We start from the raw sequence: 21,763 nt of genomic DNA on the forward strand, positions 1-21,763 counted from the left end.
CTTCTAATTCTTTATCTTTTGTTAATTGAGTTAAACGCTCTATTTCAATTGAATGTTTATGCTGTTCTTGATTATAGTCTTCAATTTCTTTTTCAATCTCATTTTTAGTGTTTAATTTTTGTAATAAATGTTCAATTTCTTCGTAATTTGATACACCTATTCTCGTCATTTCATTATCTATTTGAATTTTTAGGTGATTTAACTCCTCTCCTAATTCTTGATTACTATTTTCATGATTTTCTAAATTATTTTTTTCGATAGCTAATTCTTGATTATATTGTTGAATTTTACTATTTAAATCTTCTTTTTGTTTTTGAAAATTAGTAACCATTTTTTCATTTTCAATATATTGTTTTTCAAATGACTTAATGTCGTTAAACTGTGTCGTTTTTTCAAAATCATTAATTAATATTTCATATTGATTTTTTTGAGACTTTAATTTCTCATAATCAACCAATAATTGATGTTTAGTTTCTTTAAGCTGATTTAATTGATTGTTATATTCTTTTAATTCATTTTTTTGTTCTTGAATTTGTTGTTTTTCTATTTTTTTATCTTGTAAAGATTGTTCTAATTGCTTAATATCTTGTAATTCACTCTCATTAACTTCTAGTTCATTCATTTGTTTAGAGATAAATGTTTGAGAGGTTTCTAAATTACCTAATTTAATATTTCTTTCATGAATATCGTTTGTTAATTTTTTAATCAATTGTTGATTTTGGTTAATCTTTTCAAAATCAATATGGGCATTTAAAGATTCAATTTCATTTCCACAAATCGGACATGTATCGCCAATATGTAAGGCAGATTGAATTTCTTGAACAAACGTTTGTTTATCATTTAAATCGATATTTGTTCTATCAATGTTTTCTAATTGTGTATTAAAATTCTCAATTTCTTGATTTAAAGCTTCTTGTTGTGCAGATTTATCATCATATTCGCTTTTCAATTTAGCCAATTTATCTTTATTAGCTTGTAATTGTTCTTGTTTTTCAATTAATTTTTCCAATTCATAAATACTTTGTGTCAATTGATCAATCGCATCTTCATTAATATCAATGGCTTTAGCTTTCTTGTTAAGAACATTTTCGTTATGGCTAATCTCTTCTTGCTTTTTATCACTCTCAACAAGCTGATTTTCAGTAGTTTTAATTTCAGTATAAGCGTTTTTGTATTTTCTAAGATTGCCATAAAATTGTCTCGTATTATTAATATATTCAGATTTTTGTTCAATATTTTTTTCGTTTTGTACTAAAGTTTCTAATTCACTTGATTGCAATTCTAATGATTGGTTTAAACGAGTAATATTAGATTTTGATGTCGCTATTTTATTTTTTACTTCTTCAATTTTTAAGACTTTATTTTTTTCTTGCTCATATAAATTAGAAAGTGTTTTTATTTCATTTAATCTGTCTAATTCTTTATTTAATTCTTTTATGTAACTAGCTTTTTCATCTAATTGTTTTTTTAATTCTTTTCGTTTTTCTAAATCTACAAGATTTTGTTGAAGTTGTTTATTATCTTCAATACGCTGATTTAAATTCTTTAGCGCAACGTGATTTTTATTTTTTAATTCTTCATAATCCTTAAGTAACTGATTGCCAACTTCTTTAAAATTTGGGATGACTTTTAAAATTTCTTGAGTTTGAAGACTATCGATGAGCTTAAGTTCACTTAACTTTTCATTCTCAAAATCATCTATATCTTCCCATAATAATTGAATTTGATTTTGACGAGATTCAATTTGTTTCTTTTCTGCTTTCACTTCGTTTAACAGCAAATTCTGAATTTCTTCAAATCTTATACTATTAAACAAGGTTCTTAAAATACTTTGTTTATCAGAGCTATTAGAAACTAAAAACTTCTTAAATTCACCTTGAGGTAAGATAAACAGTTGTCTGAATTGTTCTGCATTCACACCTAAAATACTTTTAATAAACGCATTTCCTGAACTAATCTTACTTTCACGTAATTCATATTGATTTGTTGCTTTTTCTAATTCATAGACATCTAACTTTCCTGGAGTTTGAGAGGTATTGCCTTGTTTTGTAAAAGCGCCCTGTCTCACAATTTTGAATGCTTTATCTTTAAGTTCAAATTCATAAATGACAGACATAGGTGATTTTCCATCTGCAAAATGACTTCTAAGTTCACTTTCATTTCGTCCTTCAGTAGAAGCTTTTCCAAATAAAGCGAAGACAATCGCATCAAACAACATAGTTTTACCTGAGCCTGTTTTACCACTTATCAAAAATAATCGTTCATTATTAATTTCTCGAAAATCAATTGTTTCATTTAAAAAAGGTCCGAAATTAGTTAATTTTAATTTTATAGGCTTCAACGTTTAAACCTCCTTATTAATTACTTGATTGAGCAAGTCATGAATTTTATTATTTTGATAATCTGTTAGCTCTTGATCTGTGATTGATTTATAAAATTGCTGAATAATTGTCACATCATCTTCTTGTTTTAATTCAGCCTGATGTAATTGACCACTACTTTCAAAAGTAATATTACTTAAAGATAAAGTATTAGGATAAAGTTGTTTGAGTTGTAGCATTGGATCATTAATATGTGACATGTTTCTTAATTTAAAATGAAAATAATTTTCTTTATTTTTCATTTTTACGCTACCTTGAATAACATCATCATATTCACCTTCAATAACTTCCAATTCTCGCAAAGGTTTAAGCTGTATAAACTGATTGGTAATATCTTCTTTAGAATTAATTATAAGTCGCTTATAACCTTTTGGTTGGTTACTTTCTGAGAATGAATATTGTAATAAAGAGCCACTATAACTAATCACATTATCTTCAATACTAAACGGATGATGTAAATGCCCTAATAACACTTTGTCAAAAATATTGAAAGATGTTTTATCTACACTTTCAACTGTACCAATTGTAAGTGGTCTTTCAGAATCAGATGTTTTCCCTCCATTGATTGTAAGGTGCGCAATTAAGAAATTAATTTCATCTCTATTCATAGTTTCAGAAATATGCGCTATACATCTTTGAGTAGCTTGTTCGTATGTCTCAATTGAATCATCTTCAAAAAATGCTTTGATTTCACTAACTGTCGCAAATGGTAATGTATAAAAATTAACATTATTAATTGTGATAGGATGATTCATATCCTCTAATTTAGTACGTATGTATAGCTTTGAATGTTGAAACCAAGTAGAACCATAATTTAAACGTTCCTTCCCATCATGGTTACCATTAGTAATAATAGTAGGAATACCCATTTGAATATTGATTGTACTAAGTGTCTTTTCAAATAACTTAATTGTTTCTTTACTTGGGTATGTTGTATCGTAAATGTCGCCAGAAATAATGAAAACATCTGGGTTTTCTTCATTAATTTTATCTATCAACTGATTTAATATGTATTCTTGATCTTCTAAAAATTGCTTGCCATTTAGAATCTTTCCTAAGTGCCAATCTCCTGTATGTATTATTTTCATAGGAATCCCCCTTAAGAACATTTGTTCGTATAAAATTATACACTTAAATTTTTTCTTATTCAAATGAAAAAAGAAGCGAGACAGAAATTAAAAACATTTCTGTTCCGCTCCCACAAAACCTATAAAACTAAAGTTTTTTTCAATTTTTTAAATTTATATAACATAGCTAGTCTCCAAGGTACAATCATGCTGAATGCTAGTAAGAAGAACATTCCACCGATTTCACCAGGATCAATCGAGCTACTAATAAATATTTTGATTACCGTACGGATAATTAATAATGAAATCAAAATGATTGGAAAAGCTTTAGATCTTTTCATATAAATTTCAGTTCCATGAACTTCAAAATGGCTTGTCCATATTAAGACAGATGAAAAGATAACGCCTAAAATAACAGATTCTATTATTTCTGCACCAGTTAATCTAAAGTACGGAATAACATACATCAAGGCACCTGTAGCCATGAAGAACGGTGGTAAAATAATTTTTTTCTCATTAACTGGGAATTTTTGAGCTTTCATACGTATGAAGATAACGACAATTCCCATGAACAATGCAAATACTACTGAAAAAATTAAATACGCCAAAATTACACCTTCTTATATTCATAAACTAATACTTCGAAAAATTATTTTCAATAGTTAAAATTTAACTTAAATTGCTGTATCAATAATAATCCTAAAATTGTTTTACATCAAAAATAAAGGATTGTAAACCTTTAAACGGCACAATCCTTCTTAAAAATTATTTTTTTGAACTTTTCATGTTTTGATCCATGTTTTTGTTCATCATAGTCATCATTTGATTGATTTTCTTTTGAGATGGTTTTTGTCCCATTTGCATCATCATCATACGTAACATTTCTTCATTAATAGGTGGGTTTTTTTTCAAATAATCCATCATATATTTTCTTGCTAAGAAGAAACCACCAACAAGTCCGATGATAAGCGCTAGAATGATTAATAATATCGCTAACCAAGTTGCCATTGTTTCACCCACTTTCTATACCTACTGAATTTTACTAAATAACTATCTTATTTTCAATAGCTAGTTTAAGAATAAAAACACATTTATTATGATAACAAATTACCATATGATTTTGATACCTAAAAATTAATAAAAAAGAAGGCTTTCGCGTGGAAAGCCTTCCTTTTAACAATAGTAATAAATTAGAATGTTCTAATTTGGTTTAAAATATTTTCTTTAGTAAATCCATATTTTTCAACTACTAAATCACCAGGGGCACTTGCGCCAAATCCATCGATACCGATAACTTTACCTTCAGTACCAACGTATTTGTGCCAACCAAGTGGTGAAGCCATTTCAATAGCAACACGTTTAGTAATATCTTTAGGAATGACTGATTCTTTATATTCATCGCTTTGTTGTTCGAAAGCTAACCAGTTTGGCATAGAAACAACTCTTACACCTTTACCTTGCTTATCAAGGTCTTTAGCCGCTTCAATAGCTAAGCTTACTTCTGAACCAGTAGCTAATAATAAGTATTCTGGTTTAGTTTCAGTTTCATAAACTGAATAAGCACCTTTACGAACGCCTTCTTCAACAGTAGCTTCATCAACATCTAAATAAGGAAGATTTTGACGAGTTAATACTAATGATGTTGGTGTTTGTTCAGATTCTAAAGCAACTTCCCAAGCTACTCTTGTTTCATTGCCATCAGCTGGACGGATAACATTCATATTTGGAATAGCTCTTAAACCAGCTAATTGTTCAATTGGTTCATGAGTCGGACCATCTTCACCAACTGCAATTGAGTCATGTGTAAAGATGAATGTTGAATTAAGTCCCATAATTGCTGATAAACGAAGTGCAGGTTTTAAGTAATCACTAAATACGAAGAATGTTGCACCGTATGGGTGAAGACCACCATGAGCTGCCATACCATTAACTGCTGCGCCCATCGCAAATTCTCTTACACCAAACCAAACGTTTTTACCTTCAGGTGTATTACGGTCATAATCTGTAGCTTCTTTAACATTAGATTTGTTAGAACCTGCTAAGTCAGCTGAACCCCCAAAGAATGAAGGTACTGATTTACTTAAAGCTTGGATAATTTCTCCTGAATCAGCACGAGTTGCCGCTTTATGATCGCTACCAAATTTAGGTAACTCATCTTTATAATTTTTAGGTAATTTACCACTAATCGCTAATTTAAATTCTTCAGCTAATTCTGGATATTTATTAGTATATTCTTCTAATTTTTCTTTCCAAGCATCTTCATTTTCATTAGCACGTTTTAACATAGTTGTTTGGAAGATTTCATATACTTCTTCTGGTACAAAGAAGCGTTTTTCAGGATCTAAACCATAAGCTTCAAATGTTAATTTTCTTTCATCTTCACCTAATGGCGCACCGTGAACACCGTTAGTACCACTTACGTTTGGAGCACCGAATCCAATAATTGTTTTAACTTCAATAATTGTAGGGCCTTTTTGAGATTTTGCTTTAGTAATAGCATTATCAATTTCTTCTAAGTCATTACCTTCTTTAACTAAGATGTGATTCCATCCATAGCTTTCGAAGCGTTTTTTAGTATCTTCTGAAAATGATTTGTTTAATTCCCCATCAAGTGAAATATCATTTGAATCATATAACACGATTAATTTATCTAATTGATTGTGACCAGCAAATGAAGCGGCTTCATGAGAAATACCTTCCATTAAGTCACCATCAGAAGCTAATACATATGTGTAGTGATCAACGATATCGATATCTTCTTTATTAAATTTACCTGCTAAATGATCTTCAGCTAAAGCCATACCAACTGACATGGCAAAACCTTGGCCTAAAGGACCAGTTGTTACTTCAACACCATCAGTATGTCTGAATTCTGGATGTCCAGGAGTTTTTGAGCCCCATTGTCTGAACTGTTTAAGTTCTTCTAATTCTAAACTTCCAGATACATGAAGAAGGCTATAAAGTAAAGCCGAACCGTGACCTGCTGAAAGAATGAAACGGTCTCTGTTAAAGTAGTCTTTTGATTGAGGATTGAAGTTTAAATGGCGTGTCCATAAAGTGTAAGCCATTGGAGCTGCTCCCATAGGTAGACCTGGGTGCCCAGAATTTGCTTGTTCGATTGCATCAATACTTAGAGCACGAATAGTATCAATGGCTAATTGATCTTTCTCGTTAAACATCTATAATACTTCCCTTCTACTAAATAATCTTTGTTATATTATAACTTAAATATATTGTTTCTGATAAGAATTAATCTCAAGGGATTAAACCTTGTATTTTAATTTTTATGGTTTTTATTTTCTTCTTGAATTTTTTTCAATTTTTCGGGTGTAACATCGTTTCCTTCTGGATCTATTACCTTAGTATTCTCAATTTGTTGTTTAAAACCTTTTCTAAATGATTCTAAATAAGCTTTACGTAATTTAGATTGTTCCTTAGCCTCAGCTTCAGTTAATCCCTTTTCTTTTTTCTTTTTAGCTAGTTCGTTGATTCTATCTATATTTAAATTGTCTTTAGTCAAGGCAATCACTCTCTTTTCAAATATAATATTTTTAATAATTACTTCATAAAATATACCAAAAAAATGTAGGTTAAAAAAGTTTTTGAAAAGCTGCATCTACTATAACAAATTATCAAAACTATAAAGTTATACCTACACCAAATAATCTCATATAATAGATGTTATTACCCTCTCAATATACTTTCTAACATTTTTTCTTTCTTAAAATTAAAAGCATAAACTCCTCATCTAATTCGACAAAAAATTTATGCTTTTAAAATTTATATATAGTTAGTTTATATTTTGAAAGTTTATTGAACTAATGCGAACACTTTATAGTCTGTTTGTTCTGTATTTGCGTCTTTTATGTTCTTATCATCACTATTTAACATAGCTTTTTTAGAGATGGTATGGTCTGTAATTTCGTACGTTTGTTCCGTTTGTGAGCTATGATATAAACTAATGAAGAAAACTAGAAAAACTATGCAAGAGACTAATACTACGGCGATATTGCTAATCAAATTACTAGTATATTTATTAATCATTTATTACACTCCTAGAACGTTTGTTTGTATTAACACTTTAACAGAACAGATGTTCCTAGTCAATACGAAAACGAACAAATGTTTGTTTTAACGAAAAATTAATGCTATAATAACGTTAAATAAACATAGGGAGTGCCTATATATGAGAGAATTAACAAAAAGACAAAGTGAAATATATGATTACATTAAACATGTAGTTCAAGTTAAAGGTTATCCACCAAGTGTTCGTGAAATTGGTGAAGCAGTTGGTTTAGCTTCAAGTTCAACTGTTCACGGTCACTTATCAAGATTAGAAGAAAAAGGATATATAAAAAGAGATCCGACTAAACCAAGAGCAATTGAAATTGTGAGTGAACAATCAAATGACTCTATTAATATGGAAGAAACAATATATGTACCGGTTATTGGTAAAGTAACAGCTGGTGTTCCTATCACTGCTGTTGAAAATATTGAAGAATATTTTCCATTACCTGAGCATTTAACTTCAACTCACAATAGTGATATTTTCATTTTAAATGTTGTTGGTGAAAGTATGATTGAGGCTGGCATCTTAGATGGAGATAAAGTCATCGTTAGAAGCCAAACAATTGCGGAAAATGGAGATATCATTGTAGCAATGACTGAAGATGATGAAGCTACTGTAAAACGTTTCTACAAAGAAAAAAATCGTTATAGATTACAACCAGAAAACAGCACTATGAGTCCTATATATTTAGATAATGTTACTGTTATCGGAAAAGTTATAGGTCTTTATAGAGAATTATAAGTAGCACTTGTTTTCTTAAGTTAACTATCTCTCTTATATATTTATATATAATAAAGAACTAGAGCTAGCCTTTTTTGGCTAGCTCTAGTTCTTTTTTTCAACTGTGTCTTTTTTGTTTAAAATATCTTTTACTTTATCTAGAATGTCTTTTTTATCTTTTGTTTTAGTAGTCATATTATCAACTTCCTTATCAATAAAAAGATACCCCAAACATTCAATATTTAAACTACTCTCCAGTATAATTTTCAGTCCAATATGGCTGACGATCATTATTAAAATCTACGCCAACACCTAACGTAGTAAAATTGGTATTTAAAATATTCTTTCGATGACCTAAAGAATTCATTAACCCTTCATGAGCATAGATACTACTCTTCTGCCCGTAAGCGAGATTTTCTCCTGCTGAATCAAATGTAATGCCATCTTTATGCATACGGTCAAAGGGCGAATTCCCTTTTAAATCTGTATGATCAAAGTAATTATTTTTCACCATATCTTCACTATGTTTTCTAGCTGTATTAGATAGATTAGCTGAATAACTTAAAGTATTTAAGCCGTGTTGTTTACGTTCAGCATTTACTAAATCAAAATCTTGATACTCATAGCTTTTTTCTAAAGTAGATGAAGGTGCACCATATTGTTGAGACAGTTGATTTTCCATTGCTTCACTGACTACTAATAACGCAGTTACGCCCTCATTGTTATGTTTATCATAAAAAACTGTTGAATAAACATGATCTTGATGGAAGACATCATATTCATCATTTTTAACTTCGAAACGATATCTTCCTTTAACTACTTCATTTACAGGTTCACCCAAACGTTTTTGAACAACATCTTTAGGTGTATTATATTTTATTTTAGATTTAGACGTAATAATATTTTGATTACTATATAGTGCATTAACCTTATCATCCATATAGCTCACCATAACAAAGTTATTATAATCGCCATCATAATAAGTAAACCATTTTAATCCATATGAACTTGTGGTCACTCTTTTAGGATTACCTAATTGTTTTTCAACTTCACTTTTAGATGTATTCAATTGTATATTATTAATTGCAAATTCCTGATCTTTCGGAACTTTTAACTTATTATTTTTAATACTAGCGTCCCCATTCATCCAATTATGAACTTTGGCTTTAACGTTATTTTGTAAATGAATGAGTGGTTGGCTTTCATTAAGTGGCACTAATATAATAAAGAACAACAATAATAATGAAAATAAAAGAAACTTTTTAATAAGCTACACCTGCCACTATAATTATTAACCTCTATCGCTGTCCCCATTGAAGATTGAATTTCTTACAATTACATAATCTACTGTTGTTAATGATTTTAAATCTTTACCGCCAGCATATGAAATTGAACTTTGAAGATCTTGTTGCATTTCTACTAATGTATCTTTTAATGAACCTTTATGCTCTACGAACATTTTTTTACCTTCAACGTTTTTGTGTTCACCTTTTTGGAATTCAGAAGCACTACCAAAATATTCTTTATAACGTTTACCTTCTAATTCAACAGTTTCACCTGGAGATTCTTCGTGAGCTGCAAATAATGATCCAATCATTACCATGCTAGCACCGAATCTAATAGATTTAGCGATATCGCCATGTGTTCTAATACCACCGTCAGCAATAATTGGTTTACGAGCAGCTTTGCTACAAATATTTAATGCAGCTAATTGCCAACCGCCTGTACCGAATCCTGTTTTAATTTTAGTAATACAAACTCTTCCTGGTCCAATACCTACTTTAGTAGCATCTGCGCCAGCATTTTCTAATTCTCTTACACCTTCAGGAGTTCCCACGTTACCTGCAATAACAAATGATTCAGGTAAATGTTTTTTAATATGTTTAATCATATTAATAACTGAATCTGAATGACCGTGCGCTATATCGATTGTGATATATTCTGGAACTAATCCTTTTTCTGCTAATTCTTCAACAAATTGGAATTCATTCTTTTTAACACCTACAGAAATTGAAGCAAATAAACCTTTATCTTGCATTTTTTCGATAAATGGAATACGACCTGCTTCATCAAAACGGTGCATAATATAGAAATAATCATTTTCTGCGAACCATTGTGCAAGTTCTTCGTTCATAACTGTTTGCATATTTGCTGGTACTACTGGTAATTTAAAAGTCTTTGGTCCGAATTGAACCGTTGTGTCACATTCTGATCTACTTTCAACAATACATTTATTTGGAATTAATTGGATATCTTCATAGTCAAAAATTTTCATTTTAATTTCATAGCCCCTATATAAGTTAGTTTATCATTGAAAATCCGAACAATTTACAAAACATTTACATAAATCATTCATCATTTTCACCCTTATATACTTTACAACCTTTTATATATATTGTAAATGGACTAAAGTAGTAATTTTTAAAAAAGATTACCAACTTGATTTTTTTACACCTGGAATTTGGCCTTTATGCGCATGTTCTCTAAAAGCAATACGAGACATTTCAAATTTTCTTAAAACACCTCTAGGTCTTCCTGTTACTTTACATCTTCTAGTTAAACGCGTTGGTGAAGAGTCTCTTGGTAATTTTCTTAAAGCTTCGTAATCACCCTTCGCTTTTAATTCTTTTCTTAATTCATAATATTGGTTAACTAATTTTTCTCTTTTCATTTCTTTTGCGATTTTTGATTTTTTAGCCATAGATGAAATCTCCTTTTTATAAATCGTAATAATTACGTTTTATATATTAACACATCTTTTTCCATTTGCAAGTAGTTAAAACTGCTAAATTTTAAATGATGAATTACTATAGTAGAATTTTTATAAATTAAGATATAAAAAAACTGCTAACAAAGTTTTCTTAACTTTGTCAGCAGTCTTCATTTTTGAATATTATCTTAAAATGTCGTATTTAAAAGATAAGTGATTATTTAGTTTCACGATGTAGCGTGTGTTTGTTTAATCTTGGGCAATATTTCATCATTTCAATACGCTCAGGATTATTACGTTTGTTTTTAGTCGTAATATAGTTACGATCGCCACATTCAGTGCAAGCTAATGTTACATTAACGCGCATAATTAACATCCTTTCTTATACAACTAGGAATTCTTACGATTTAAAACTTTACCATAAGCTACAATTATACGCAATTAATATTTTTTATTTATTTGAAGTTTTCGTATGTTTCATCTTCTGTAGTTTCTAAATCGATATCGTTAATATCAATTTCTAATGCTTTTGCTACACCTTTACCATATTCAGGATCAGCTTTATAACAATGACGAATATGTCTACGTTTCACATATTCAGATACACCATCCATTGCATTTGCTGTATTTTTAAAGATTCTTTCTTTTGCATCATCTGTTTGAAGACGGAATAACTTACCTGGTTGTTCGAAGTAATTATCATCATCTTGACGATAATTATATTCATAACCATCTCCATCTACAGGGAATGGTGGTTTTTTATATTCTGGTTGTGAATCATATACGCCTTGATTATTTGGATAATAATGAGGGCCTCCACCTTGGTTACCATCAAGGAATCTCATTTGGCCATCACGACTAAATGGACATAGATTTTCTACGCCTACTCCTTTAGGTTGGTTTACAGGGATTTGCCAATGATTGACGCCTAATCGATAACGTTGTGCATCACCATATGAGAATAAACGACCTTGTAACATTTTGTCTGGTGAGAAATCTAAACCTGGAACAATGTTAGTAGGTGCAAATGCAGCTTGTTCAACTTCCATGAAATAATTCTCTGGGTTACGGTTTAATTCAAATTCCCCTACTTCAATTAAAGGATACTCATCTTTATACCAAACTTTAGTTAAATCAAATGGATTATCTGGATGATTTTTAGCTTGTTCCTCAGTCATTACTTGGATGTACATCTTCCATTTAGGGTAATCTCCACGTTCAATCGCATTATATAAATCGCGTTGAGAAGAGTCTCTATCGCCACCTACAATTTCAGCCGCTTCTTCGTCTGTATAATTTTCTATACCTTGTTGTGTTCTGAAATGATATTTAACCCACACACGTTCACCTTTGTCGTTATACATTGAATATGTATGTGAACCAAAGCCATGCATATTACGGAATCCTTTAGGCATACCACGGTCTGACATTAAGATTGTAACTTGGTGCAATGATTCTGGAACACCTGTCCAGAAATCCCAGTTATTTTGAGGACTTCTCATATTAGTACGTGGATCACGTTTAACAGCACGGTTTAAACTAATGAATAATTTTGGGTCTCTGAAAAAGAATACAGGTGTATTGTTTCCTACTAAATCCCAGTTACCATCTTCTGTATAGAATTTTAAAGCAAAACCACGAATATCTCTTTCTAGGTCAGCTGCGCCACGTTCACCTGAAACGGTTGAGAAACGTGCAAACATTTCTGTTTGTTTGCCAACTTCTGAGAATATCTTCGCACTTGTATATTGTGTAATATCATTAGTTACTGTAAATGTCCCGAATGCACCTGAACCTTTCGCATGCATACGACGTTCAGGGATAACTTCACGATCAAAGTGTGACATTTGTTCTAAATAATATATATCTTGCATTAATAACGGACCACGTTGGCCAGCTGTCATACTATTTTCTCTATCTGAAACGGGATGTCCGAATAAACCAGTCAATTTTTTATCTTCTTTAGACATTATAAATCTCCTCTCGTTACTTTGTAATAATTATAATCTAATAATTACTATAATTAAACCCATTTCCCTTATGATTAAACCAGTTTTCACTATTTCTAGAAAAATCAGAAAATTAAAAATTTTTAGAACGAATTGTTCAAAAGTTATTGAATACTTAAGCTAAAAGCATTAAAATGATGTGTATATTTAATTTTTGTATAGGAGACAACATATGGAAGATAACAATATGAAACGTGGTCTTAGTTCAAGACACATATCCATGATTGCAATTGGCGGGGCAATCGGTACAGGTCTCTTTGTAGCTACTGGCAATGTTGTAGCTCAAGCTGGTCCTGGAGGCGCTATTTTAGCTTATTTATTAATCGGCGTCATGCTTTATTTTTTAATGTCATCAATTGGAGAACTTGCTACTTTTTATCCTGTATCAGGTTCATTCAGTTCATATGCTACCCGCTTCGTAGATCCCTCTCTAGGTTTCACGATGGGTTGGCTATACTATATAATGTGGTCTTTAGTTTCAAGCGTAGACGTTATGGTTGCATCAAATGTTTTATTTTATTGGGATATTTTTAAATTCTTCAGCCCACTCACTTGGAGTTTAATCTTCATTACTATAATATTCCTATTAAATATTTTTACGGTTAAAGTATTCGGTGAAACTGAGTTTTGGCTTTCACTAATCAAAGTTATTACAATTATAGTATTTATAATTGTTGGTTTCTTAATGATTCTTGGTATTTTAGGTGGCCATACTTATGGTTTTGAAAATTATACTAAAGGTCAAGCACCATTTGTTGGTGGTATGTCTGGTTTCTTAGGCGTATTACTTGTGGCAGGTTTCTCAGTTGGTGGTACAGAAGTTGTAGCTGTTACTGCTGGGGAATCAGATAATCCTGAAAAAACAATGCCTAAAGCCGTTAAACAAGTATTTTGGAGAATTTTATTATTTTACGTGTTATCTATCGCTGTTATTGCAGCTATCATTCCTTATACAGATCCACTTTTATTAAATGAACATGAATCTGTAGCACAAAGTCCATTTACAATTGTATTTGATAGAATTGGCATTGCTTTCGCTGCTTCCGTGATTAATGCAGTTATTTTAACTTCATTATTATCAGCGACGAACTCAGGAATGTATACTACAAGTAGAATGTTATTCTCTTTAAGTGATGAAAAACAAGCGCCTAAATTTTTAAGTAAATTAAATCAAAAAACTAAACTTCCTTTACGTGCATTAGTTACAACATATATTTTAATTGTAGCAATCATTATTATTGCTAACTTCTATTCTAATGCAGTATTCAGTTTATTAAATATTATTGGATCATTAGTAATCATTGTTTGGGCAGCTAGCTCATGGGCTCAAGTTCGTTTACGTAGAGCGATAAAACGTCAAGGTAAAGATATTAATACATTATTACCTTATAAATCACCTTTATATCCTTTAGGTCCAATCTTAGTATTTGCCACACTTATTTTCTTATATTTTGGTAATTCAATTGGCGATTTATTTAGTGGCAATATAGGTAAATTTATCGTTAATATTATGCCTTTAATTGTTTTAGCATTGATTTTCTTAGTGCATAAAGTAATTAGAAAAACAAAATTTGTTAAGTTAGATGAAATGGATATTACACCTCATCAATATCACAATGATTAAGATTTATACCTAAATATTTATATCAGTTTAAGCGAACAGTTTAGAGTACGTCGGATATCGAAATACTTATCCCTTTTTTCTAAACTGTTCGCTTTTTTATAGAAACGTATAAAGCGTATTTTCACAGTCTCATTTATTCGGTATAATTAATCTTAAGATATTGATTTAGAGGTGAGAAAGATGGTTGGTCAAACAAATTTATTTGACGATGTTATTAAAAGTGAAGAGCGTTTTGTAATCGTAGTCCAATCTCTTGAAGAGAAAAACGGTCAACTACTTAAACGTACTTTGCGAGAGTACCCAAGTCTTGAACACGATCAAATGGAGAATCTATTTATTCATTTAAAAGACGTGTTTAGCAACGAACCATTTAACGAGAATCAATCAGCATACACTATTACTGTTTATACTAATTTAGATTATGCAGCGGACCAAGTTTACGCTTATGTCAAACGCTATCGTGGCAAACATGATTGGACGCATACTGCTAAATAGTATTTAAAAAGCAAAAAAGCATGAGTATTTTTTAACGTTTTACTAAAAGAAATTTTAGTAAGTATGACGTTAATGTAAGATACTCATGCTTTTTATTATTTATAAGATTTCTTTTAAAGCGGCTGGTATACCATTAGAATCGTTATCTAATGTTACTTTATCCGCAACTTCTTTTAATTCTTCAGTAGCATTTCCCATAGCTACAGAATAACCTGCCACTTCAAACATAGACTGGTCATTTAAACTATCGCCAAAGCATACTACTTCTTTTAAAGGAATATCTAACTTTTCACATAACGCTTTAATAGCATTACCTTTAGACACGCCTTTAGCCATAAATTCTAAGAAAAATGGTTTGCTTGTAGTGACATCAATGTTGGAATTAAATGAACCATGTAAAGCATCTCTTACATTTGTAATGTTCTCTACATAATCTACACCCATCACTTTAGGTACATCTTCATTGATATACGCTTTGATATCGTTTACTCTCTTCATCGGTAAACCAGTAAGTTGAGATTCAATATCTCTATATTCGTGATCCCCATCATGAATGATATGACCATCTTGATAAGTTAGCACTAAAAAGTTTTTTTCTCTACAGAAGTCTGCAATTTCGTCAAAGTCTTCTTTTGAGACGCTTTTACTTACTTCAACTTTTTCAGTGGCTACTTTGATTGTTTTTCCACCATTATAACTAATGATATAACTATCGTGTTTATCTAAATGTAACTCTTTAGCTATTGGTAACATGCCTTCTGTTGGTCGTCCAGAAGCTAGAACCACTTTATAGCCTTGATTTTGGAGATCTATTAAATATTCTTTTGTTTCAGGACTTACTTTATTATCACTATTAATTAAAGTATCATCCATGTCCATTACTATCACTTTGAAATTACTCATGTCTTTATGGTGCTCCTTTCAAAAATCGCTTGCCCTCATTTTACAATAAATTTAAAAAGGATACACAATTTCTTCAACTACACCTACTTGATTAATTGTAGCTAGTTCAGAATGACAATGTGTAATTTGCTGTCTCAATGCTCTTACCAGCTCGCCACTTTTTTCTTTACGACTTAACGTTAAGATAGTAGGCCCCGCACCACTAATCACTGTAGCATAGGCATCATATTTGTTGGCTAATGCTTTCACCTTTTCAAATTCTGGAATTAAATGTTGACGATATGGCTCATGAAATCCATCTTGTGCCATCATTTTCCCAGCAAGTTCATAATTATGCTGTATTAGAGCACAAATCATTGTATTACTAATTGCACTATTTTGAATTGCTTTCTTATGAGAAAAATTATCTGGCAAAACATTTCGAGAATCTTCAGTTTTTAACTCATATGGAGGAATAGTTAAAATAATATCCACATCAGGCACATCAATATGAGCAACATCAGTTTCTTCAGTATCTGGATTATAGTATCCTGCTAATAGCCCTCCATAAATTGTTGGTGCTACGTTATCGGGATGCCCCTCTATTTCAGTTGCTAATTGAAGCAACTCATATTTTGAAAGCTGTATGTTACCAAAATAATTCGCTATATATAATGCCCCTACCAAAGCAGATGCTGAAGATCCTAATCCTCTTGCTAATGGAATATCACTTCTCATTTCAACCTTCAAAGTTGGTAATTCGATATTATATTTAGTAGCAACTTGTTGGGCAACTTGATATATATAATTGTCCTTATTGTTAGGAAGACTATTTAATTCTGGACTTAAATAATCAAATTCCCACTCGTCCCCTTCAATTCTATGAACATATAAATTTAAATATTTGTCGATAGCCATTCCAATTGAATCAAATCCTACCCCTAAATTAGCAGTTGATGCTGGAATCTTAAGGTGCAAATATTTATTCATTTATAATGCTCCTTTGATGTAATCAATGATACTTGCTTTATCATTCGGAAGCGGTTGAATAGGATTATCTAAAATAGAAATAGCTGTGTCAGGGTCTTTTAAGCCATTACCAGTTAAAATAGCTACAACTTTTTTATCTTTTGGTAACTTACCTGCACGATGTAATTTAATAAGACCAGCAATCGAAGCATTACTTGCAGGTTCACTAAATACCCCTTCTTTTGAAGTCATTAATTGGTAAGCTTCTAAAATTTCCTCATCTGTTACGCTATCAATTAGACCATTTGATTCATCTAAAGCTTTTGTCGCTTTACTCCAACTAGCAGGGTTACCAATGCGGATTGCTGTTGCAATTGTTTCAGGATTTTTAATTACTTTATTTTGAACGATTGGAGATGCACCTTCTGCTTGGAAACCAAATAATTGTGGTAATTGGCTACCTTTTTTCTCGTGATATTCTTTAAATCCTTTCCAATATGCAGTAATATTTCCAGCGTTTCCTACTGGGATGGCTAAAACATCTGGTGCTTGTTCTAATTGTTCAACAATTTCAAATGCACCAGTTTTTTGACCTTCGATACGATATGGGTTAACTGAATTAACTAATTCAATTTCATCATCATTTGCCGCTATTTCTTTAACAATTTCTAAAGCTTCATCGAAATTACCTTCAATAGAAACAATTTCAGCACCATACATTACAGCTTGAGATAACTTTCCTAACGCAATTTTACCTTCAGGAATAACTACTATTGCTTTTAAACCTGCTCTAGCGGCATAGGCTGCTGCAGAAGCTGACGTATTACCAGTTGAAGCACAAATAACTACTTTTTTACCTTGTTCTTTTGCTTTAGTGACAGCCATTACCATTCCACGGTCTTTAAAAGAACCCGTAGGATTTGCACCCTCATATTTGACAAATAAGTCAATATTTAACATTGCTGATAAATTCTCACAATGGATAAGTGGTGTATGACCTTCATTAAGTGTTAAATGAGGTGTGTCTTCATTCACAGGTAAATATTCTTTAAATTCTTCTACTAATCCTTGCCATCTTTTCATAATTATTAAACTCCTTCAACTGGATAAATTTTTTCAACATTCAATCCTGCTTTACTTAATTCTTCTTCTGGAGATGCGTCTAAGCCAATAATCACTACACCATAAGAGGTTTCATCTCTTGTATCTATTTGAAGCGATTTATGGAAAGGTAATATCGCTTTTAGTTCATCTTCAAATTTTTCAATTGATTTATCACTATGAATAACAACATAATAATTTAGCTTCTCCTTAATAGACACTGACTCATCATTATCCATTAATTCGCGTGTTTCATCCGTCTTCAATTCAAAGTGTGGAGGAAGTGTATGTAAGTTTGATTCAAAGAATAACGCCACATTTAATAAGTCACTTACTACCGCACTACCTGTAGCTAAACTACCAGCACCCTTACCATAGAACATAGTGTCTCCTACAGCATCACCAATAACATAAATAGCATTATATTCATTTTCTACTGCAGCTAATTGGTGAGATTTATGTATTAACGTCGGTTCTACAGATGCTGCAACTTTACTGTTATAATATGTTCCTTTACCAATCAATTTAATCTTATAGCCTAATTTATCTGCTACATTGATATCGCTTAATGTAGTGTTACTAATTCCTCTAACTTTTACATCACTTAATTTAATGACTTGGTTAAATGATAAATAAGAAGTAATTACAACTTTACGTGCTGCATCAATACCTTCAACATCATCAGTAGGATCCGCTTCTGCATAGCCTAATCGTTTTGCCTCATCTAGCGCTTCTTCAAAAGATGCTTGTTCACGCGTCATTTTAGAAAGAATAAAATTAGAAGTACCATTTAAAATTCCCATAAATTTAGAAATATTATTGGCATTTAATCCATTATTAATTGCGTTAACAATTGGAATACCGCCTGCTACACTTGCTTCAAACTTTAATGCTACCCCTTGTTTTTCAGCTAAGTCTTCCAACAGTTTTAAATGTACGGCTAGTAAATCTTTATTCGCTGTAATAACATGCTTACCACGTTTAAGCGAATCTCTAAGCCAATCAACTGTAGGTTCAATTCCTCCCATTACTTCAATAACGATATCAATCGAATCATCATTTAATATTTCATCGACATCTTCTGTTAAATGATATTGACTGATATTGATAGGTCTTTTTTTAGACTTATTACGAACTAAAATATGCTTAATAACGATATCTTTATTGAGCGTATCTTTAATTTGTTGTCTATTCTCTTCTATGATTTTTACTACACCTGATCCAACTGTTCCGAGACCAAGTAAAGCAACGTTCAATTCTTTCATATAAATATCTTCCTCCATTTGTATTACTGAGAAATACAATTGTTTTCTTGAAATATACTTTATTATAGTATACTATTAAATCATATTAAATCGATAGGACTTTTTTCAGCGTAAAAAGTGAATATATATTACCATGCGGTATCAGAAAATTAAATAGAATTTTCTGATTTTTTAGAAAGGTTGATACAATTTATGAAAGTAGCAAAATTCGGCGGTAGTTCTGTTTCAAATGCAACTCAAATTAAAAAAGTCCTTAAAATCGTAAACGACGATGACGAACGTAAAATCATTATTGTTTCTGCTCCTGGAAAAAGGCACAAAGATGATATAAAAACAACTGATCTTTTAATTCGTTTATATGAAAAGGTGCTTAATGGATTAAATTATCAAGATAAGAAAAAGGAAATTATCCAGCGCTATGCAGATATTTTAGAAGAATTAGAAATGGATTTGATATTCCTAACTACAATTGATGAAACACTTGAACATATCATTAAAACATTAAAAGACGAACCTCCACGTTTATATGATGCTTTATTATCATGTGGTGAGAATTTTAATGCACAACTTATCGCAAGTTATAATGATTCTCAAGGTGTTAAAACAACATACCTTTCTCCTAAAGATGCTGGTATTTTAGTCACTGATTTGCCTCAACAAGCACAAATTTTAGAAGAAGCTTACGATCAAATTTACAAACTGAGAGACATTGAAGGGAAAATTATTATTCCTGGTTTCTTCGGTGTATCTAAGCAAAATTATGTAGTGACGTTCCCTAGAGGTGGGTCAGATATTACTGGTGCAATTATTGCTAGAGGTGTAAGAGCATCTCTTTATGAAAACTTTACTGACGTTTCAGGTATTTTCAAAGCAAACCCAAATGTTATAAAAAACCCAGAACTTATTAATGAAATTACATATAGAGAAATGCGTGAATTATCTTATGCAGGATTTGGCGTTTTCCACGATGAAGCGCTACAACCTTTATATAAACATAGAATTCCTGTAGTCATTAAAAATACTAATCGCCCCCAAGATAAAGGGACATTTATTAGACATGATCGTGACATAAATGATAAAGAAGTTATTATTGGTATAAGTTGCGATAAAGACTTTACAGTAATTAACATAAAAAAATATTTAATGAATAGACAAGTTGGATTTACTCGTAAAATATTAGAAATTCTTAAAGATTATAATATTTCTTTCGACCATATGCCTTCAGGAATCGATAGTATCAGTATTATTATGCGTACACATCAAATTAAAGGTAAGGAACAAGAAGTTTTAAATGCTATACGAAAAAAATGCGAAGTTGATGAATTAAGTATTGAGCATGACTTGGCTATCTTAATGATTGTAGGCGAAGGAATGAACAAATCTGTCGGTACCGCCCACCAAATTACGCATGCATTAGCTGAATCTAATATTAACTTAAAAATGATTAACCAAGGCGCCTCAGAAATTTCAATGATGTTTGGTATTTCGGTAGAAGATGCTGATAAAGCAGTGTTATCAACTTATGAATACTGTTATCATGGCGTATGTTTAAAAAACTTATGTGCTAAAAAGTAATAAAAAGCAACTGATATGGGAATGAGACAAAATTAATTATCTCAACCTCATCAGTTGCTTTTTTTCTTACATAAAATTTCCGCATAAATTAACCTTGTGTTAGAGCCTCTTGAATTCTTTGCTCTCCCACAACCATTTTTAATATAACGAATTGATAGTAACTTAACGCTTCTAATACCCTTTTATAATTAGGTAATCGATGATAATCTTGATTATCCATCAAATCGTACATAAGTACGATTTCAGGTTTAATGTAATCTACATTCCAAGTGAGCGAATGAAAATATATACTATTTTTTGGTATGCGGATATTTTCATCTAATCTAAATATCCATTCTTCGTTTACAACATCATAAATAAAGATATTTAGAACTACTCTATTATTAATTGTGACATCTATATGCGCTACTTCCGGCACATTTAATTTGTCTTTATCCATCTTTTCATTATTTTTATTATAATAATTATATGTGTAAGCTGAAGGAATGACTCTTAATACTTCGACTAAATATTTTCTTTCAACACATATATCAACTTTCGAAGGTAGCGTAAAGTTATCATTTAAAAATAACTGCATAGCGACTTCCCCATGAAATTTAAAAGATTTTCGACATTTTGATTTAAGAATGTCTACTAATTGTTCTACATATTCTTGATGTTCATTCTCCATTCAACTACCTCCTAAGGAAACGCTTTCATAGTGATTATTATACCTTTCTTGTACAATATTTTCAAACTTCAGTTTATGAAAAATATGTAAATATTTGACTCCTAAATTAACAATTTCAACATTTTAAATTCAATTAAAATTTAATTAACAATTAACTATTATAAAATATTTCTTTAAAATTTTCGACATGAAAATGCTTAACTACTTAACCTAACCTTGTCTAAAC

Annotated in this window: 21 protein-coding genes; 4 read left to right on the plus strand and 17 right to left on the minus strand. The window is 30.9% G+C overall.

The window, feature by feature from the left end; genetic code table 11:
- The 7 genes from sbcC to sosA form a co-directional block, all read right to left on the minus strand.
- The coding region (sbcC, locus tag CD127_RS09215; protein ID WP_103366494.1) for an exonuclease subunit SbcC at window positions 1–2,341 on the minus strand (2,341 nt) is incomplete at its 3' end.
- Window positions 2,342–2,344: 3 nt separating this feature from the next.
- Complete coding sequence (gene sbcD, locus CD127_RS09220; protein WP_103366495.1) at window positions 2,345–3,469, minus strand: exonuclease subunit SbcD; 1,125 nt, start codon at window positions 3,467–3,469, stop codon at window positions 2,345–2,347.
- A gap of 119 nt (window positions 3,470–3,588) precedes the next feature.
- The gene (locus CD127_RS09225) at window positions 3,589–4,056 is read right to left on the minus strand and encodes a CcdC family protein (RefSeq protein ID WP_103299119.1); all 468 of its coding nucleotides are present in this window, start codon (window positions 4,054–4,056) and stop codon (window positions 3,589–3,591) included.
- Window positions 4,057–4,213: 157 nt separating this feature from the next.
- A complete protein-coding gene (locus CD127_RS09230; RefSeq protein WP_103299123.1) occupies window positions 4,214–4,456 on the minus strand; it encodes a YneF family protein in 243 nt (80 codons plus the stop codon).
- A 182-nt stretch (window positions 4,457–4,638) separates the two neighbouring features.
- A complete protein-coding gene (gene tkt, locus CD127_RS09235; protein WP_103366496.1) occupies window positions 4,639–6,627 on the minus strand; it encodes a transketolase in 1,989 nt (662 codons plus the stop codon).
- A 98-nt stretch (window positions 6,628–6,725) separates the two neighbouring features.
- On the minus strand, window positions 6,726–6,968 hold the full coding sequence (locus CD127_RS09240) for a DUF896 domain-containing protein (RefSeq protein WP_103299124.1): 243 nt from the start codon (window positions 6,966–6,968) through the stop codon (window positions 6,726–6,728).
- 290 nt (window positions 6,969–7,258) lie between these two features.
- On the minus strand, window positions 7,259–7,492 hold the full coding sequence (sosA, locus tag CD127_RS09245) for a DNA damage-induced cell division inhibitor SosA (protein ID WP_103299121.1): 234 nt from the start codon (window positions 7,490–7,492) through the stop codon (window positions 7,259–7,261).
- A gap of 142 nt (window positions 7,493–7,634) precedes the next feature.
- Here sosA and lexA point away from each other — a divergent pair, with 142 nt between their 5' ends.
- A complete protein-coding gene (gene lexA / locus CD127_RS09250) occupies window positions 7,635–8,258 on the plus strand; it encodes a transcriptional repressor LexA (protein ID WP_103366497.1) in 624 nt (207 codons plus the stop codon).
- A gap of 226 nt (window positions 8,259–8,484) precedes the next feature.
- Here the strand turns inward: lexA and CD127_RS09255 are convergent, their stop codons facing one another.
- From CD127_RS09255 to CD127_RS09275, 5 genes are all read right to left on the minus strand, one after another.
- Window positions 8,485–9,504, minus strand: coding sequence for a CAP domain-containing protein (locus tag CD127_RS09255; RefSeq protein WP_169926757.1), 1,020 nt, complete (start codon window positions 9,502–9,504; stop codon window positions 8,485–8,487).
- Between the two features lie 24 nt (window positions 9,505–9,528).
- Window positions 9,529–10,512, minus strand: a complete 984-nt coding sequence (guaC, locus tag CD127_RS09260) for a GMP reductase (RefSeq protein WP_103299055.1) — start codon at window positions 10,510–10,512, stop codon at window positions 9,529–9,531.
- Window positions 10,513–10,668: 156 nt separating this feature from the next.
- Complete coding sequence (gene rpsN / locus CD127_RS09265) at window positions 10,669–10,938, minus strand: 30S ribosomal protein S14 (RefSeq protein WP_011275862.1); 270 nt, start codon at window positions 10,936–10,938, stop codon at window positions 10,669–10,671.
- A 226-nt stretch (window positions 10,939–11,164) separates the two neighbouring features.
- Window positions 11,165–11,314, minus strand: a complete 150-nt coding sequence (gene rpmG, locus CD127_RS09270; RefSeq protein WP_103299054.1) for a 50S ribosomal protein L33 — start codon at window positions 11,312–11,314, stop codon at window positions 11,165–11,167.
- Window positions 11,315–11,402: 88 nt separating this feature from the next.
- Window positions 11,403–12,917 carry a catalase gene (locus tag CD127_RS09275; protein ID WP_103366499.1) on the minus strand — a complete coding sequence of 505 codons (1,515 nt, stop codon included), beginning with the start codon at window positions 12,915–12,917 and terminating at the stop codon, window positions 11,403–11,405.
- Window positions 12,918–13,128: 211 nt separating this feature from the next.
- Here CD127_RS09275 and CD127_RS09280 point away from each other — a divergent pair, with 211 nt between their 5' ends.
- Together CD127_RS09280 and CD127_RS09285 are read left to right on the plus strand one after the other, a co-directional pair.
- Window positions 13,129–14,580 carry an amino acid permease gene (locus tag CD127_RS09280; RefSeq protein ID WP_103366500.1) on the plus strand — a complete coding sequence of 484 codons (1,452 nt, stop codon included), beginning with the start codon at window positions 13,129–13,131 and terminating at the stop codon, window positions 14,578–14,580.
- A gap of 180 nt (window positions 14,581–14,760) precedes the next feature.
- Complete coding sequence (locus CD127_RS09285) at window positions 14,761–15,075, plus strand: hypothetical protein (RefSeq protein WP_103299051.1); 315 nt, start codon at window positions 14,761–14,763, stop codon at window positions 15,073–15,075.
- A gap of 99 nt (window positions 15,076–15,174) precedes the next feature.
- Here the strand turns inward: CD127_RS09285 and CD127_RS09290 are convergent, their stop codons facing one another.
- The 4 genes from CD127_RS09290 to CD127_RS09305 are packed head-to-tail and all read right to left on the minus strand — an operon-like array spanning window position 15,175 to window position 19,292.
- Window positions 15,175–15,978 carry a Cof-type HAD-IIB family hydrolase gene (locus CD127_RS09290; protein ID WP_103299050.1) on the minus strand — a complete coding sequence of 268 codons (804 nt, stop codon included), beginning with the start codon at window positions 15,976–15,978 and terminating at the stop codon, window positions 15,175–15,177.
- 51 nt (window positions 15,979–16,029) lie between these two features.
- Window positions 16,030–16,947, minus strand: coding sequence for a homoserine kinase (gene thrB, locus CD127_RS09295; protein WP_103366501.1), 918 nt, complete (start codon window positions 16,945–16,947; stop codon window positions 16,030–16,032).
- The gene (gene thrC / locus CD127_RS09300; protein ID WP_103366502.1) at window positions 16,948–18,009 is read right to left on the minus strand and encodes a threonine synthase; all 1,062 of its coding nucleotides are present in this window, start codon (window positions 18,007–18,009) and stop codon (window positions 16,948–16,950) included.
- 5 nt (window positions 18,010–18,014) lie between these two features.
- On the minus strand, window positions 18,015–19,292 hold the full coding sequence (locus tag CD127_RS09305; RefSeq protein ID WP_103366503.1) for a homoserine dehydrogenase: 1,278 nt from the start codon (window positions 19,290–19,292) through the stop codon (window positions 18,015–18,017).
- 192 nt (window positions 19,293–19,484) lie between these two features.
- Here CD127_RS09305 and CD127_RS09310 point away from each other — a divergent pair, with 192 nt between their 5' ends.
- The gene (locus CD127_RS09310; protein ID WP_103366504.1) at window positions 19,485–20,867 is read left to right on the plus strand and encodes an aspartate kinase; all 1,383 of its coding nucleotides are present in this window, start codon (window positions 19,485–19,487) and stop codon (window positions 20,865–20,867) included.
- 88 nt (window positions 20,868–20,955) lie between these two features.
- On the opposite strand, the gene CD127_RS09315 is transcribed toward CD127_RS09310, so the two are convergent.
- The gene (locus CD127_RS09315) at window positions 20,956–21,537 is read right to left on the minus strand and encodes a hypothetical protein (protein WP_103366505.1); all 582 of its coding nucleotides are present in this window, start codon (window positions 21,535–21,537) and stop codon (window positions 20,956–20,958) included.
- Window positions 21,538–21,763: the final 226 nt, after the last annotated feature.

It is taken from the genome of Staphylococcus petrasii (assembly GCF_002902565.1).
GTDB lineage: Bacteria > Bacillota > Bacilli > Staphylococcales > Staphylococcaceae > Staphylococcus > Staphylococcus petrasii.